This is a genomic window from Sphingobium sp. AP50, from assembly GCF_900109095.1.
Classification (GTDB): domain Bacteria; phylum Pseudomonadota; class Alphaproteobacteria; order Sphingomonadales; family Sphingomonadaceae; genus Sphingobium.
Map to the genome: position 1 here is coordinate 158,440 of NZ_FNYZ01000008.1, position 16,059 is coordinate 174,498.

A 16,059-nucleotide genomic window follows, 5' to 3' on the forward strand; every position below is an offset into this window, starting at 1 on the left:
CAAGCTTGAGCGGATATAGCGACGGATATTGGTGGTCTCCTGACGGCCTTCGGCTCCATTACCGGGATTATGCCGGCGGAGAGGACGGGCGTCCGCCGCTGCTCTGCCTGCCGGGCCTGACCCGCAATGCGCGCGATTTCGAGCCGCTGGCCGGTCGGCTGGCGGGCGAATGGCGGCTGATCTGCCCGGACATGCGTGGTCGCGCCGAAAGCGCCTATGCCAAGGATGCGATGACCTATGTCCCGCTGACCTATTTTCAAGATATCGGCCGCTTGCTGGCCGACCTTGCCATTACCCGCTTCGTTGCGGTCGGCACCTCGCTGGGCGGCATCATCACCATGTTGATGGCCGCCACGCATAAGGAATGGCTGGCAGGCGCGGTATTGAACGATGTCGGCCCGGTGCTGGATGAAGGTGGGCTGGCGCGCATCCGCTCCTATGTCGGCGTCGGTCAGTCGCATCCCACCTGGGTCCATGCCGCCCGCGCGCTGGCGGAGGCGAATGAAGACGTTTATCCGGGTTATGACCTGGAACAATGGCTGGCCATGGCCAAGCGCCTCTATCGCCTGAACAGCGGCGGGCGCGTGGTGCTGGATTATGACATGAAGATCGCCGAACCGATCCGCGCCATGGGCAGCGAAGCGGGCGTCGACATGTGGCCGGTGGTGCAGGCCTTTCGGGGCATCCCGACCCTGTTGCTGCGCGGCGAACGGTCCGACCTGCTGAGCGAAGCGACGGCGCAGCGCATGATAGGGGACATTGGCGACACTGTCGAACTGGTCACGGTGCCCAGCGTCGGCCATGCGCCTGCACTGGATGAGCCGGAAAGCGCGGCAGCGATCGACCGGCTGCTGACCCGTGTCCTCCATGGCTGACATGTCAGGCGGGAAACGGCCCCATATCCTCCATGTCCACGGCAGCTTCACCCTGGGCGGCAAGGAAGCGCGCGCCATCCGGCTGATGAACATCTGGGGTGACAAGGCGCGCCATAGCATCGTCAGCGCAGACGTGCAGGCGCTGAGCGCGCGCAGCGCGATCGATCCGGCGATCGATGTGGATTTTCCCGACGGGCCATCCTTCGCCGGTAAGCCGGGACCGGCGCGCTATCGGGAGATACGGGCTTTCCTCAAGCGCTTCGACCTGATCCTGACCTATAATTGGGGATCGATGGATGCGGTGATGGCGCATCGGCTGGCGGGCGCTTCGGCTGGCATGCCGCCGCTGATCCATCATGAGGATGGCTTCAACGCGGACGAAGCGAATGGCCTCAAGACCAAGCGCAACCTGTTTCGTCGCCTTGCCTTGCAGCGCGCCCATGCGCTGGTCGTGCCCTCGGTGCGGCTGGACGGGATTGCCCGCACTGTGTGGAAGCAGTCGACCGAAAAGGTGCATCTGATCCGCAACGGTATCGATGTCGCCCGCTACGCGCAGCCGCCCGCGCCGGATGCGATCCCCGGCCTTGTCCGCACGCCCGGCAAGCTGCTGGTCGGCACGCTGGCAGGCTTGCGCGCGGTCAAGAATATCCCGCGCCTCGTCCGCGCCGTCGCTGCCCATAAGGAGCGGCTGCAACTGGTGGTCGTGGGGGAGGGACCCGAACGGGAAGCGATCCTGGCGGAGGCCGCCGCCCATGGCCTGAACGATATCCATATGGCCGGCTTCATGGATCGCCCCTGGCGCTTCGTCGGCCTGTTCGATATTTTCGCCCTGTCGTCTGACAGCGAGCAATTTCCGATCTCTCTGGTGGAGGCGATGGCGGCCGGAGTGCCCGCAGCCTCAATGGACGTGGGCGATGTCGCCAATATGGTCGCGGCCGAAAACCGCCCCTTCGTCGTGCCAGATGAGGCCGGGCTTGCGGCGGCGCTGGGGACGCTGGCGACAGATGCCGATCTGCGCGCTCGTCTGGGCGCAGCCAATCGCCAGCGGGCGCAGCGCGATTATGCGGAACCGGATATGGTAAACGCTTATGCACGCCTTTATGGCGAGGCTCTGGCCAGTCCCATGATTTTGCGCTAGGGCGCGCCAAATTCGTCATAGACAGCCAAAGCTGCTATAGGGTCGCTTTTTACCCGGTCGAGGGGGCCGGGTGCATGTGCAGGAGATGTCGTTGTTCAAGGGGTTGAAGCCCATCGTCTATGGTGGCCGCGAAGTCTGGCCGATAGTCGAAGGTGGCAAGGGCGTTGCCGTATCCAACCACAGCAGCTCTGGCGCCTGGGCGGCGGCCGGCGGCATCGGCACGGTGTCGGCGGTCAACGCCGACAGCTATGACAGTTTCGGCAATGTCATCCCGCAACTCTATCATGGCCGCACCCGCCGTGACCGGCATGAAGAACTGATCGCCTATGCCATCGACGGCGCCGTCGAGCAGGTGAAGCGCGCGTTCGAAATTGCCGGTGGCAAGGGCGCGATCAACATCAACGTCCTGTGGGAAATGGGCGGCGCGCAGCGGGTTCTGCACGGCGTTCTGGAAAAGACCCGCGGCATGGTGGCCGGCGTCACCTGCGGCGCGGGCATGCCCTATAAGCTGAGCGAAATCGCCGCTTCCTACAATGTCAGCTATCTGCCGATCGTTTCCTCCGGCCGCGCCTTCCGCGCGCTGTGGAAGCGCGCCTATAGCAAGGCGTCGGAATGGCTGGCGGCGGTGGTCTATGAAGATCCCTGGCTGGCGGGCGGTCATAACGGCCTGTCCAACGCCGAAGATCCGCGTGCGCCGCAGGACCCCTATCCCCGCGTGCGCGACCTGCGCGCCACCATGCGCGAAGGCGGCATTTCGGATGAAGTGCCGATCGTGATGGCGGGCGGCGTCTGGGCGCTCAAGGACTGGAACGACTGGATCGACAATCCGGAACTGGGTTCGATCATGTTCCAGTTCGGCACCCGTCCGCTGCTGACGCAGGAAAGCCCGATCCCGCAGGGCTGGAAGGACCGGCTGATGCAATTGGAGCCGGGCGATGTGCTTCTGCACAAATTCTCGCCCACCGGCTTCTATAGCTCGGCGATCCGCAATCCCTTCCTGCGCTCGCTCGAAGCGCGGTCGGACCGCCAGATCCCGTTCAGCACCGAACAGGCGGGCGATCATACCCACCAGCTGGACGTGGGCGTGAAGGGCAAGAATTTCTGGGTGACGCTGGGCGACCTTCAGCGCGCGCGCGAATGGTTCGGCGCCGGCTTCACGTCGGCGCTCAAGACACCGGACAATACGCTGGTATTCGTCGATGACGCGGAAAAGGCGGAAATCCGCAAGGACCAGACCGATTGCATGGGCTGCCTGTCGCAGTGCAGCTTTTCCAGTTGGATGGACAGCGAAACCAACTCGACCGGACGTCTGGCCGATCCACGCAGCTTCTGCATCCAGAAGTCGCTTCAGGAATCGGTCCACGGCGGCGATCTCGACAAAAATCTGTTGTTCGCGGGCCATGCTGCCTATCGGTTCAAGCAGGACCCCTTCTATTCGAACGGGTTCGTGCCGACCGTGAAGCAGCTGGTCGACCGCATCCTGACCGGCGATTGATGGGGCCGCAATGATCGGGGATATTCAGGGGCTGGCGGTGCTGCACTATGGCGCTGCCGATTTCGATATCGTGCGGCCGGGGCGTTTCGTGCTCTGCGCCGTTTCGGGCGCACGGATCGATCTGGAAGATCTCAAATATTGGAGTGCCGAGTTGCAGGAGGCCTATCGTGGGCCGGAAGAGGCGACTCGGTCCATCCTCAAACATCGGGAAACGAACTGATCCGGAGCGATTCGTTCGCGTGCTAACAAAAATGCGGCGCACTATCTCTCCAAATAGCCTTTCAAGGGGTCGATAATGTCGGCTTACCTTCGTTTCGGCTCGCTCCGCCGCAACTTTGCTGTTCCGTTGCGGTAAAAACTGATGTAATCTTTTCCCATAAGCGACAAAGATCGCTCTTGGTGGAAGGATGTTGAGTGATGTCTCGTATTGACGTCTTTGGTGATCGTATCTGCATCGTATCGAGCCTGCTGATCGTCGGCTGGTTCCTCTACAGCATCGTGGGCTGATCGGCTTTACGGGCTTTCGGTCTGGCCGCTTTTCCCGCGGATTCCGCCTGGCAGCAGGAATTGGCACGCACCTCTGGCGGGCAAGGTCATCTGTACCTGCCCCCAAGCAAAGCTATTTCGACATTCTCAATTTAATCGCTAGATAAAGTGGCGAGCTTAGCGCTCCGCGGCTTTTGAAGGATGTCAGCTTGCTCCGCGTCACCAACGGCTAAAGCGCACGGTGCCGAAGCGACCACGCCAGGTTTCGTGTTCCCTTGCTTGAAGGAGAAGACGATGACCCGCACGACCACACGCGCCCGCCTGCAACGCCATGCCCAGTCGGCGCAGCATATCTATATCCCACACAGCAGTTGGACTCGCGCCGATCACAAGGTGGCTGCCGCGACGCCCGCGCCTATCGCTGCGGACGACTTCTGGGCGCGGCTGGGGCTGTAGATTACGTCCGCGATGGCTTTCTACAGATAGTTCATTGCCATGTTTTCGGCTTGATAACCGTAGATGCGAAAACCTTCTGCTGTTTCCTCACCGGGTACATGGATGGCCTGCAAGATTTCGCGAACGGCTTTGCGCTTGGTATCGTCTGTAACGAGAATGTCGAGGTAGGAAATGCAATTGTAGCCGCCGATACGGAAATGGTAATACCAGTCTGCATCCGGCTCTGACTGATAGCCTTCGGTTGAAACCGTGCGCCATTTGCAGGGGAAGGGTAGCTCATGCATGGCAAGCCTGATTTCGTCCCACTTGGTGTCGTTCATGACGGAAGTGGGTTTGCTTTTCTGTCTATCGGCCATGTCGATTACCGGAACACCACCGTCTTGCCGCCATTGATCAGCACGCGCCGGTCGGCGATCCAGGCGACCGCGCGGGCCAGCACCTGCGCCTCGATATCGCGGCCGATGCGGATCATGTCGTCGGCGGTGGCGCGATGGTCGACGCGCTCGACCGCCTGTTCTATGATCGGCCCTTCGTCCAGATCGGCAGTCACGAAATGGGCGGTCGCGCCGATCAGTTTCACGCCGCGCTCATGGGCGCGGTGATAGGGGCGGGCGCCCTTGAAGCCGGGCAGGAAACTGTGATGGATGTTGATGCAGCGCCCGGCCATCCGCGCGACCAGTTCCTCTGACAGTATCTGCATATAGCGGGCGAGGATCAGATAGTCGGACCGGCTGCGGTCGAAGATATCGAGCAGTGCGGCCTCCTGCGCCGCCTTGTCGCCATTGGCGGGCAGTTCATGATAGGGGATGCCATGCCATTCGGTGATGCGGCGCATGTCGGGATGGTTGGACACCACGCCCATGATATCGACCGCCAGCATGCCCGTCTGCCAGCGGTGGAGCAGGTCGGCCAGGCAATGCGATCCCTTCGACACCGCGATCAGCATGCGCGGGCGATGGCTGGCGGCGGTCAGAGACCAGTCCATCGCAAATTCTTCGCCAATGCTCGCGAAATCGGCGCGCAGGCCATCGGTGTCGTGCATCCGGTCATCGGTGGCTTCGAATGCGACGCGCATGAAGAACAGGTCGGCTTCCCGGTCGGCATATTGCTGGCTGTCGGTGATAAAGCCGCCGCGTGTCGCCAGAAATTGGCTGACCGCTGCGACGATGCCGACGCGATCGGCACAGACCAAGGTCAGAACCCAGGATGGAATGACAGGGTTGGATACAGGATTGGACAAGGGGCCCCTCCGATAAGGATGGCAAGCCGTTGCCCTAATGGCTTTAGCTGTTCAAGCCGTTAACTGGCACCGCCACCACGCCATCCGCCTCGAAACTGGCAATGGGATAGGCGCAATAGTCGGCCGCATAATAGGCGCTGGGCCGGTGATTGCCCGATGCGCCCAGACCACCGAAGGGCATATTGCCCGCAGCGCCTGTGGTCGGCCGGTTGCGATTGACCACGCCGGCCCGGCTTTCCTCCACCACGCGCTGCCACAGCGCTTCGTCCTGCGAGATCAGGCCCGCCGACAGGCCGAAGCTGGTGGCATTGGCGGCCGCGATCGCCGCATCGAAATCCGGCACCCGGATGATCGACAGCACGGGAGCAAAAATCTCTGCATCCGGCGCTTCCATGCCGGTCATGTCCAGCAGGGCAGGGGTGACGAAGGCGGCGCTGCGACCATTGATGCCGTTGAACGGGCGGATGACCTTCGCACCATGGGCGATCAGGTCGCTGACGGCGCGGTGGGATGCGGCAGCGGCCTGATCCGACACCAGCGGCCCCATGAAGGCCTCGCCCGGTTCGTTCCAGGCGGCGATGGGAAGCTGTGCGGCCAGTGCGGCGGTCGCCTCCACGATGGCATCGCCGGTCGCGCCTTCCGGCACGATCAGCCGCCGCGCGCAGGAACAGCGCTGGCCGGTGGTGATGAAGGCCGAATTGACGATGATCGACGCGGCGGCTTTGGGACTGTCCCAGGCGATCAGCGGATTATTGCCGCCCAGTTCCAGCGCCATGATGACATGCGGCCGGTCGACCAGCGCACGTCGCAACGCCGCGCCGGCGCCCGCCGATCCGGTGAAAAGCAGCCCGTCAATATCGCCCGCTACCAGGGCTTCGCCGGTCGATCGTCCGCCCTGCACCACGGTCAGCAACCCTTCGGGCAGGCCTGCGGCGGCCCAGGCATCGGCCATTGCCGCGCCAGTGGCCGGGGTGATCTCGGAAGGCTTGAACACGACGGCATTGCCCGCGATCAGCGCCGGAACGATATGGCCGTTGGGCAGATGGCCGGGGAAATTATAGGGGCCGAGCACCGCCATCACGCCATGACCACGATGGCGCAGCACCGCCCGGCCAAAGGGCATGTCGGCTGCGCGCTCACCGGTGCGTTCGCCATGCGCCTTGATCGACACATCGACCTTGGCGATCATCGATCCGATTTCGGCGTCGCTTTCCCAGAGCAGCTTGCCCGTCTCGCGCGAGATGAGTTCGGCCAGCGCGGCCCGCCGTTCGCCCAGCACCTGCGCGTAGCGGCGGGCGATGGCGATGCGATCGTCCACCGGCAATGCGCGCCAGCCGGGCAGGGCGGCGTGGGCGCGGGCGATAGCGCGATGGCATTCTTCCGCGCCCGCGACCGGCCCTTCCCAGACCAGTTCGCGCGACGCCGGGTCGAAGGACTGTAACATGGCGCTCACTTTGCTTCCTTCGCGCTGGTCATGGCGAAAATGCCGGTGGCGTTGCCGGTGTCGAACGCCAGGTCGAGGCGACCCGTTGCCGGGTCGATGTCGCGACTGATGAATTCATAGAAGGAGCCCGGCACCATACGCAGTTCCCCGTCAGCGAACGGACGTTCGACACTGTCGGCGCGAAAAGCCGTCTGGCGCACTCGTCCGGTGGCGGAGATTTCCAGCTTCTCCTTCATCGGGCGGTCTTCCGCCTTCAGGCGATCGGCCAGCGCGGCGACATTGGCGACCCGGTCGGTGGCGTGGTTGAAGGCATTGCCCTCGGTCGCGATCCAGGCCGCTTCATTGGATCGGGACAGCAGCAACTGATAATCGTCGAAGGCGGGCGGTTCATGCTGGCGATCGAAGGCGGACAAAATGGTCGGCAGAACCGCCATTGCATCAGCGAGTGAGACAGTTTCTCCTGCGGCATAGCGCGCCAGAACCGCCTTCGCCGCGTCATCCAGCGGATCGCGCGATGTGCCGAAGACGCGAGCCGCCGCCTCGCCAAATTCCGCGTCGAACCTATCGACATGCAGTTCGGACAGGAAGAATTGCGGAATGGCTTCGGGATAGTCGACATGGCGATAGGCGCGGCCGGTCATGCGCAGCCGTTCCAGCGGATAAAGCGCCGCCATTTCGAACCCCAGCGGCAGGAAAATGCGCGTAAAGGCATCCTCGCCACCGGGCAGGGCGCCGGTCGGCCCCTCCGGAAAGCGGATCGCCCGCAACGCGCCATGATCGAACAACACGGTGCCGCCCCGCGCCAACGTGTCGGCGACATAGGCGTCACCGCTGGGCACACGGACGAGCAGGTCGTGGAACAGGCAGACATTCATCGCCATGGCAAAGGCGGCGCGCGACACGCTGTTGCCGCTCTCGGCCAGCAGCGCCGGGTTGATCGTCAGCATGTTCAGCGTCTGGCGGGCAATATCCTTGCCCAGTGTCGCGACGACCAGCGCCTCTATCGTGCTTATATTCTCATTCGACATGAAATGCTCCGGGGTGATAGCATCATTATCGCAAGATAGGCATGATTTTCAAAATGGCGACCTGTCATCTGTTGATGCGAGTTTGGAATGAGCAATTTCCGCAAATGGCTACCCCCGATGAGCACGCTGACCGCGTTCGAGGCGGCGGTGCGCCATGGCGGCTTTTCCCGCGCCGGGCAGGAAATCGGCCTGACCCAGAGTGCGGTCAGTCGTCAGATCGCCCAGTTGGAAGCTTGGCTGCAAACGCCTTTGTTCGACCGGATCGGGCGGCGGGTACGCCTGAATGAGGCCGGACGCGCCTATGCCGAGGATTTGCTGCCTGCGCTTGATGCCATCCGCCGCGCCAGCGCGCGGGCTTCGTCGCGGCCATCGCAGACGGCGCTGCGGGTGGCGACCCTGCCCAGCTTCGGCATGCGCTGGCTGGCGCCGCGCCTGCCGCAACTGACCGCGCGCCATCCCGATCTGGTGATCGATTTTGCCGCCCGGTCCCAGCCCTTCGATTTCGGGCATGAGGATTTCGATGCAGCTGTCCATTTCGGTGTCGCGGAGGAATGGCCCGGCGTTGCGATGGACTTTCTTTTCCGGGAGGAAGCGGTGCCGGTTTGCGCGCCGGAATGGCTTGCGGCGCATCCGCTGCGCGAGCCAGCCGACCTGCTGCATGTGCCCTTGCTCAGCCAGTCTTCCCGCCGGGATGCCTGGGCGCGCTGGCTGGCGGCGGCCGGTGTGGATGCGTCGGGACTGCTGCCCGGTCCCGCCTTCGAACATTTTCTGATGCTGGCGCAAGCGTCGGCGGCCGGGGCAGGGGTTGCGCTGATCCCCAGTTTCCTGATCCGGCCGGAACTGGAGGCGGGGACTTTGATCATCCCCTTCGCCCGGCCGATGTCGACCGAGCAGGCCTATTATCTCGTCTATCCGCCCGATGCGCTGGCCGGGCCACTGGCCCAGTTTCGCGACTGGATGCTGGATCAGGCGCGGGGCGGGTGAGCTTTTCCAACATCCCCGTTCGCTTCGAGCGATGTCGAGAAGCGGCCAGAACGGCGCTTATCGTTTTTCGACTTCGCTCGAAACGAACGGAGGTAGCATTACATCTTCTTGGGCATGCAGTCCGCACCGGCCGCCCTGATCGCGCCGCACAGGCGGCTGGCGTCGGCGCTGCTGGCGATCGGCCCGGCCTGAAGCCGCGTGACGGCTCCGGCTTTCACCAGATAGGGTTGATAGGCGGACAGGCCGCCGACCTTCTTGCTGAGCTGACTCCAGAGCGCACGGGCGCGTCCTTCTTCGCCGAATGCGCCAAGCTGAACGCGCCAATTGCCCGATGCTGCCGGTGCAGGCGTGGCGCGGGGCGCAGGCGGCGTGGGTGCTGGCTTTGCCACGGCCACCTGCGGTGCAGGCTTGGGCAGAACAGGCTTGGCCGGAACAGGCTTGGGTTGTACCGGCTTTGGCTGGGTCGGTGCGGGGGTGGCGCTCGCCACCTGCCTCGGTGGCGAGGCCGAAGGAATGTTCATGATCGAAGGCGGCAATTCGGTCGTGCGGACCGCAGATGGGGTGCTGCGCATGGGGGTCGGCGTAACGGCCGCCATCGCGTTGCTGCTGCTGTCATTCTTTTCCAGGCTGGCGGCCAGGGCCAGACCCTGTCTGCGCTGGTCTTCAGGGATGAACTTGTCCATCTGCTCAAGGCTGGACGAGGCCTGCGGCAGGCCCGCAGCCGAAGCGCGGGTCATCAGCGCATAGGCACGCACCCAATCCTTGCCGATCATGTCCCCGTTGAACAGGGCGGTCCCGACAATATATTGCGCGCGCGGTTCGCCACGCATGGAGGCATGCTGGAGATAGGGCATGGCGCCGCTCCGGTCCCCCTGCTGGAACAGCAGCAGGCCCAGATTATCCTCGGCGCGCATATGCCCCTGTTGTGCGGCCTTGCGATACCAGTCGATCGCAATATTCAGATCCGGCTGGACGCCGCGGCCCAGCTTATAGGCTTGGCCCAGATTGAATTGCGCGTCGGAATCGCCCGCCTGCGCCAGCGGCCGCCATTCGCCGATCGCCTTGGCATAGTCGCCCTGCTGCCAGGCATCGACGCCGGTCTTTACATCGGCGATGGCCGGTGCGGTCGCGATCAACAGCGCGGCAGCCGCCGATCCCCAAATATGTCTACCGTGCATGTATCCATGCTCCTGCCCAGATGAATTTACAAAACATCTATCCCCAAACAAGGTTAATGTCGCGTTAGCGCGAGTGCATCAAGACAAGACATAGTCATGCATGCAGTTAACCGAATTTTAGGCGCGCCCATGGCAATCCCTACGGAACTGGATTTTCTGGGGGGACGTGCGTGCGGATTCTGGCATTGGCATCACAGAAGGGCGGATCGGGCAAGACGACCTTGTCCGGTCATCTTGCTGTGCAAGCGCAGATGGCTGGCGCCGGCCCCGTGGTGCTGATCGATATCGACCCGCAGGGGTCGCTCGCCGATTGGTGGAATGAGCGGGAGGCCGAATATCCCGCCTTTGCCCAGACCACGGTCGCGCGTTTGGCCGCCGATCTTGAGATATTGCGTCAGCAGGGCTTCAAGCTGGCTGTCATCGATACGCCGCCTGCCATCACCATGGCGATTCAGAGCGTCATTTCCGTGGCCGAACTGATCGTCGTGCCGACCCGGCCCAGCCCACACGACCTGCGCGCCGTGGGCGCCACCGTCGACCTGTGCGAACGCGCGGGCAAGCCGCTGATCTTCGTCGTCAACGCCGCCACGCCCAAGGCGCGCATCACCTCCGAAGCCGCTGTCGCCCTGTCGCAGCATGGCACGGTCGCGCCGGTGACGCTGCATCATCGCACCGATTTCGCGGCATCGATGATCGATGGCCGTACCGTGATGGAGGTCGATCCCAAAGGTCGCTCGGCCGGGGAGGTCGTGGCGCTCTGGTCCTATGTGTCGGATCGCCTCGAAAAGAATTTCCGCCGCACGGTCTTTTCCGTGCCCCAGGGCAGCGTCGGTACGGTCGGCGCACCGCGCCCTTCGGGCGGAGGCTTCGGCCGCCGCGTGATCGGCCAGTAAGGGGAGGGACAGACCAATGGCAGAACCCAAACCGCTCGCATCGCTGACCTCCGGCCTGCTCGCCCGCAAGGGCGCGGCGCAGCCTGCCATGCGCCGCCCGATGCTGGGCTTCGGCCGCGCCGCGACGGCAGCCGTTCCGCAGGATGATCTGGGCTGGAACGACATGGGCTTCGACGTGGAGCCGATGCCACAGCCGGTCGAAGAGCCCGTTGTGCCGATTGGCCTGACACCGATGGCACCGGTCCCGCCGATCACGGCCCCGGAGCCGCCGGTCGTCAAGGAACGCCGGACTCTGGCGCAGCGGATCATGGGTAAGGGCGCCAAGACCGATGCCAAGGCCGCAACGGGGCGCAAGGCCGCCTTCACGCTGCGGCTGGACGCCGAACGCCATCTCAAGCTGCGGCTGGCCTGCGCGATCACCGGGCAGTCGGCCCAGCAGATCGTCACCCAGTCGCTCGACGATTTTCTCAACGACCTGCCGGAAATCGACCGGCTGACGCAGCAGCTGCCGCACATGCGCGACGGCCAGTGAATGAAGGGTGGGTATTGATATGAACCGCAAGACATTTGGAAAGGCGGCACTATCCTCGCTGATCGTCGCCACCACCATGGTCGGCTGCACCGGTGCAGCCTTCCGTCCCCGGACCTCAGCGGTCCAGCAGAAGGGCGATCCGGCCAAACTTGCTGCCGCCGCTGAAAAGGCGCTGGCCAGCCGCAACGCCGTCAAGGCGGTGGAATCGGCTGAAGCCGCGGTCCAGCTTGCGCCGCAGAACGCTGCCTATCGCCAGATATTGGGTCGCGCCTATGTGCTGGCCGGCCGCTTCGCCTCGGCTGAAACCGCGCTTGCCGATGCGATGGATCTGGGCAATGCTGATGCCAGCACCGTCGTTAGCCTTGCGCTGGTGCAGGTTGCGCAGGGCCGTCCCGACGCGGCGCGCAACCTGCTGATCGAACATGCCGACACCGTCCCTGCCGGCGATTATGGCCTGGCCATGGCGATGGCCGGCGATCCGGTCGAAGGCGTGCGCATCCTGTCGCAGGCGATCCATGACCCGTCCGCCACCGCCCGCACGCGCCAAAATCTAGCCTATGCCTATGCGCTGGGCGGCCGCTGGAAGGATGCCCGTATGATTGTGGGCATGGACATGGAACCGCTGGACGCCAACAAGCGGATTTCCGATTGGGCGCAGATTGCCGAACCGTCGCTGGCTCCGATGCGCGTCGCCGCACTGATGGGCGTGATCCGTAATGAAGGTGATCCGGGCCAGCCGATCGCGCTGGCGCTGGCCGCGCCCGTTGCTGCGCCGGTGCAGATGGCGGAGGTCACGCCGGCCGCCGCGCCGGAGCCCGAAGTGCAGCCGATCGCGCCCGTACAGGTCGCTGAAGCCGCGCCTGCGCCTCAACCGCCTGCGCCCCAACAGGTTGTGCAACCAGCACCCGTGCCGGTCATCAAGGCATCGTCCAGGCCGGTGCGCGTCGCGGCGCGCGATTTCATCATTGAGGATCATAACGCTCGCCCGGTCGCGGCAAAGGCTTTCGCCAAATCCTCTGCCAAGACACAGGTTGCTGCCGCGCCGGTTGCCCGGATGCAGCAGGCTGCTTTCCTCAAGCCCGTCAGCAATGGCGCCAGCAACTGGGTCGTCCAGCTTGGCGCCTATGACAGTGCAGCGATCGCCAAGGAAAAATATATGAGCATGGCCGGTCGCAGCGGCACGCTGGCGGCTTTCCCGGTTCTCACCAGCCAGGCGACGGTCAACGGCAAACCCTATCATCGTCTCGCCATCAGCGGCTTTGCCAGCCGGGCTGACGCAACGCTGGCCTGCCGCACGATCCGGGCGCAGCGCGGCCAGTGCTTCGTGCGTGAAACCGCTCCGAACGCCACTCCGCAGCGCTGGGCGCTCGCCACTCGCGGACGCCAATACGCTTCACGCTGATTCCTACGCTCCCAAGCGATCCTTGAAGCGCGCAGACCCATCGGGTTTTGCGCGCTTTTTCTTCTGACGGAAGGCGAGTTGGGGAACGGATTTTCCGCCGTGCCATGTCTGGCCTTTGCGCTTATGGAGCGTCGTCATGGTCCCCGATCTCCCCGCTCTTGTCGACGAAATCGCTACCACCATGCAGGCGATGGAGGATCGCGGGCAGGTTGCCAGCTATATACCCGAACTGGCCAAGGTCGATCCGGCGCAGTTCGGCATTGCCATCGCGACGGCCGACGGTCGTCTGCTGGTCGGCGGTGACGCCGACACCGGCTTTTCGATCCAGTCCATTTCAAAGGTGTTTGCGCTGACTTTGGCGCTGGGCAAGGTCGGCGATCAGCTATGGGATCGGGTGGGGCGCGAGCCGTCGGGTAATGCCTTCAATTCGATCGTCCAGCTTGAACAGGAGCAGGGGATTCCGCGTAACCCCTTCATCAATGCCGGTGCGATCGTGGTGTCCGACGTCAATCTGGGTGGGCATCAGCCGCGTGTGGCGATCGGCGAAATGCTGCGCTTCGTGCGCTATCTCGCCGGCGATGACGCGATCGCCATCAATGAGGAGGTGGCCGCCTCCGAAACCGCGACCGGCTTTCGTAACATGGCGCTGGCCAACTATATGCGCGCCTTCGGCAATGTCCGCCATCCGGTCGATCTGGTGCTGGGCAGCTATTTCCATCAATGCGCGATCGAGATGAACTGCCGCCAGTTGGCGCTGGCCGGCCGCTACCTCATGCTGGACGGTCGGCATCCCGACGGGGGCAGGGTAGTATCGCCCGGTCGCGCCCGGCGCATCAATGCACTGATGCTGACCTGTGGCCATTATGATGCATCGGGCGATTTCGCCTTTCGCGTCGGCATTCCCGGTAAGTCGGGCGTGGGCGGCGGCATCCTTGCCATCGTGCCGGGGCGGGCATCGATCGCGGTCTGGTCGCCGGGGCTCAACGAAAATGGCAACAGCCAGTTGGGCACGCAGGCGCTTGAGTTACTTGCGCGCCGCACTGGCTGGTCGGTCTTCAGTCCGCCGGATGCGCGTTAAGGCACCTCATCCGGACGCAGTCGGCGCAGCTTTGGGGCGATTTCCAGATGGGCGGCTTCCTTGATGCCCATGCGCAGATCTTCGCGCGTCTGATGGATCGACGCGATCACTGGCCCCATCGCGACGCCTAGATCGACCAGCGCTGTTTCCGCCAGCTGCAATGAACTTTCCAGCGTCTCCGGTACGGCATCGCTCGCGCCTGCCTTGTAGAGTTGGGTCGCATGATCGGTGTCGCGCGCCCGGGCGATGATCGGCAGGTCGGGCACCCAGCCGCGCACCCGCTTGGTCACGCGCACCGATAGCACCGGATCGTCCATCGTCAGGATCAGCGCGCGGGCATGGCCCAATCGCAGCTTGTCCAGCATCTCCGCCCGCGCCACGTCACCGAACAGAATGGGATAGCCCAGCCGCCGCGCCTCTGCGACGACGTCCGGATCAGACTCGACCACGATGAAGCGCTGCTTATGGGTCTTGAGCAGGTCGCACACCATGCGCCCCACCCGACCGAAACCGATGACCACAGCGGCGGCCTCCGTCTGATCCTGCTCGGCTTCTACCCGTTCTTCGCCAATCGCCATTTCCAGCCGCCGGGCAATATCATGGCCGATGCGCGCCAGCAGCGGCGTGATGGTCAGGCCGATGGCGGTCACGATCTGCCAGAAGGCGGCCGTCGAAGGTAGGATCAATTGCGCCGCCGCCGCCGCCGACAGCACGATCAGCGTGGTTTCCGACGGGCTGGACATCAGCACGCCGACTTCCAGCGCTACACCCTTGCGCACGCCCGACAGATAAAGGAGGCCGGATGTCACCAGCGTCTTGGCCACCACCACGCCCATGACTGCCAGCAGCAGGCTGGGCCAGTTGGCCAGGATGACGCGAATGTCCAGGCTCATGCCCACGGTGATCAGGAACACGCCCAGCGCCAGCCCCTTGAACGGGGCGGTCATCACCTCGACCTCGCCATGATAATCCGTTTCGGCGATCAGCAGGCCGGCCAGCAGCGCGCCCACGATCGGTGAAAGACCCGCGATCGATGTGGCAAGGCTGGAGACGATCACGACCAGCAGACTTGCTGCGAGGAACACTTCAGGGCTTTTGGTTCGTGCCGCCTGACTGAACATCTGGGGCAGGGCCAGGCGCCCCAGCACCAGCATCACGGCAATGGTGATGCCGCCCTTCATCAACGTGTTGGCCAGTTCGTTCCAGGCGCCTTCCGGGCTGGCCGCGACCGATGGCGCCAGCGCGCCGAGCATGAAGATGATCGGGACGAGGGCAAGATCCTCGAACAGCAGCATGGAAAAGGCGGATCGCCCGACTGCGCTCTGTGTCCCCACCATCGGCAGCACGACCGCCGTGGAAGACAGGGCAAGGGCAAGGCCAAGGCCAATGGCGCCGGCCGTCGGCTGGCCCAGCAGATAGAGGCCCAGCGCGATCAGCAACCCGCTGCCGATCAGTTCCGCCGCACCTACGCCGAATACCTGGGCTCGCATCGTCCACAATCGTCGGAAACTCAGTTCCAGTCCGATCGAGAAGAGCAATAATATGACGCCCAGTTCCGCGAATGGTTCTATCGCTTCGCGATTGGATATCGTCACATGATAAAGCCAGGGATATTGGCCGACCAGCGCGCCAAGCCCCGCCGGGCCAACGGCCAGACCCACCAGAATGAAACCGATCACAGGACTGATGCGGAAACGGGCAAATCCCGGGATCACCAACCCGGCAGCGCCGAGGATGACGAGGGAGTCGCTGAAGCTTTGTGTATTGATTGTGCCGGCCATGCCCCATCATTGCGGCTGCGGGCGCAAATGGCCAGAGTTTGTCGTAAAA

General features: G+C 63.8%; 16 protein-coding genes. 10 read left to right on the top strand and 6 right to left on the bottom strand.

Annotation, left to right across the window (positions count from 1 at the left end):
• Positions 1-5 precede the first annotated feature (5 nt).
• From BMY84_RS14785 to BMY84_RS29740, 5 genes are all read left to right on the top strand, one after another.
• Positions 6-875, top strand: coding sequence for an alpha/beta fold hydrolase (locus BMY84_RS14785; RefSeq protein ID WP_093084840.1), 870 nt, complete (start codon positions 6-8; stop codon positions 873-875).
• A complete protein-coding gene (locus tag BMY84_RS14790; RefSeq protein WP_093084841.1) occupies positions 868-2,013 on the top strand; it encodes a glycosyltransferase family 4 protein in 1,146 nt (381 codons plus the stop codon). The genes BMY84_RS14785 and BMY84_RS14790 overlap by 8 nt, the downstream gene beginning before the upstream one ends.
• A 91-nt stretch (positions 2,014-2,104) precedes the next feature.
• On the top strand, positions 2,105-3,508 hold the full coding sequence (locus BMY84_RS14795; RefSeq protein WP_093019834.1) for an NAD(P)H-dependent flavin oxidoreductase: 1,404 nt from the start codon (positions 2,105-2,107) through the stop codon (positions 3,506-3,508).
• Between the two features lie 10 nt (positions 3,509-3,518).
• Positions 3,519-3,728, top strand: coding sequence for a DUF2093 domain-containing protein (locus BMY84_RS14800; RefSeq protein WP_093084843.1), 210 nt, complete (start codon positions 3,519-3,521; stop codon positions 3,726-3,728).
• A gap of 560 nt (positions 3,729-4,288) precedes the next feature.
• Complete coding sequence (locus tag BMY84_RS29740) at positions 4,289-4,450, top strand: hypothetical protein (RefSeq protein WP_177204029.1); 162 nt, start codon at positions 4,289-4,291, stop codon at positions 4,448-4,450.
• Between the two features lie 20 nt (positions 4,451-4,470).
• Here the strand turns inward: BMY84_RS29740 and BMY84_RS14805 are convergent, their stop codons facing one another.
• Genes BMY84_RS14805 through BMY84_RS14820 form a run of 4 tightly spaced genes read right to left on the bottom strand, consistent with a single transcriptional unit; the run spans position 4,471 to position 8,162 of the window.
• A complete protein-coding gene (locus BMY84_RS14805; protein ID WP_371262424.1) occupies positions 4,471-4,806 on the bottom strand; it encodes a DUF6678 family protein in 336 nt (111 codons plus the stop codon).
• Positions 4,807-4,811: 5 nt separating this feature from the next.
• Positions 4,812-5,690: a formyltetrahydrofolate deformylase gene (gene purU, locus BMY84_RS14810; protein WP_093084846.1), complete on the bottom strand. Its 879-nt coding sequence runs from the start codon at positions 5,688-5,690 to the stop codon at positions 4,812-4,814.
• A gap of 43 nt (positions 5,691-5,733) precedes the next feature.
• Entirely contained in the window at positions 5,734-7,134 is a 1,401-nt protein-coding gene (astD, locus tag BMY84_RS14815) for a succinylglutamate-semialdehyde dehydrogenase (protein WP_093084944.1), read from the bottom strand.
• A 5-nt stretch (positions 7,135-7,139) separates the two neighbouring features.
• A complete protein-coding gene (locus tag BMY84_RS14820; protein WP_093084847.1) occupies positions 7,140-8,162 on the bottom strand; it encodes a DUF1338 domain-containing protein in 1,023 nt (340 codons plus the stop codon).
• 87 nt (positions 8,163-8,249) lie between these two features.
• Between BMY84_RS14820 and BMY84_RS14825 the strand changes: the two genes are divergently transcribed.
• Complete coding sequence (locus BMY84_RS14825) at positions 8,250-9,146, top strand: LysR substrate-binding domain-containing protein (RefSeq protein WP_093084848.1); 897 nt, start codon at positions 8,250-8,252, stop codon at positions 9,144-9,146.
• Between the two features lie 98 nt (positions 9,147-9,244).
• Here BMY84_RS14825 and BMY84_RS14830 read toward each other — a convergent pair whose 3' ends face one another.
• Positions 9,245-10,324: an SPOR domain-containing protein gene (locus BMY84_RS14830; protein ID WP_093084849.1), complete on the bottom strand. Its 1,080-nt coding sequence runs from the start codon at positions 10,322-10,324 to the stop codon at positions 9,245-9,247.
• A gap of 170 nt (positions 10,325-10,494) precedes the next feature.
• On the opposite strand from BMY84_RS14830, the gene BMY84_RS14835 reads away from it, so the two are divergent.
• The 4 genes from BMY84_RS14835 (at position 10,495) to BMY84_RS14850 (ending at position 14,229) form a co-directional block, all read left to right on the top strand.
• Positions 10,495-11,217, top strand: a complete 723-nt coding sequence (locus BMY84_RS14835) for a ParA family protein (protein ID WP_093084850.1) — start codon at positions 10,495-10,497, stop codon at positions 11,215-11,217.
• Positions 11,218-11,233: 16 nt separating this feature from the next.
• Positions 11,234-11,749: a hypothetical protein gene (locus tag BMY84_RS14840; protein ID WP_093084851.1), complete on the top strand. Its 516-nt coding sequence runs from the start codon at positions 11,234-11,236 to the stop codon at positions 11,747-11,749.
• Between the two features lie 19 nt (positions 11,750-11,768).
• Positions 11,769-13,151, top strand: a complete 1,383-nt coding sequence (locus BMY84_RS14845) for an SPOR domain-containing protein (RefSeq protein WP_093084853.1) — start codon at positions 11,769-11,771, stop codon at positions 13,149-13,151.
• 136 nt (positions 13,152-13,287) lie between these two features.
• Positions 13,288-14,229 carry a glutaminase gene (locus BMY84_RS14850; protein ID WP_093084854.1) on the top strand — a complete coding sequence of 314 codons (942 nt, stop codon included), beginning with the start codon at positions 13,288-13,290 and terminating at the stop codon, positions 14,227-14,229.
• Here BMY84_RS14850 and BMY84_RS14855 read toward each other — a convergent pair.
• A complete protein-coding gene (locus BMY84_RS14855; protein ID WP_093084855.1) occupies positions 14,226-16,010 on the bottom strand; it encodes a cation:proton antiporter domain-containing protein in 1,785 nt (594 codons plus the stop codon). The two genes, BMY84_RS14850 and BMY84_RS14855, sit on opposite strands and share 4 nt — an antisense overlap.
• Positions 16,011-16,059: the final 49 nt, after the last annotated feature.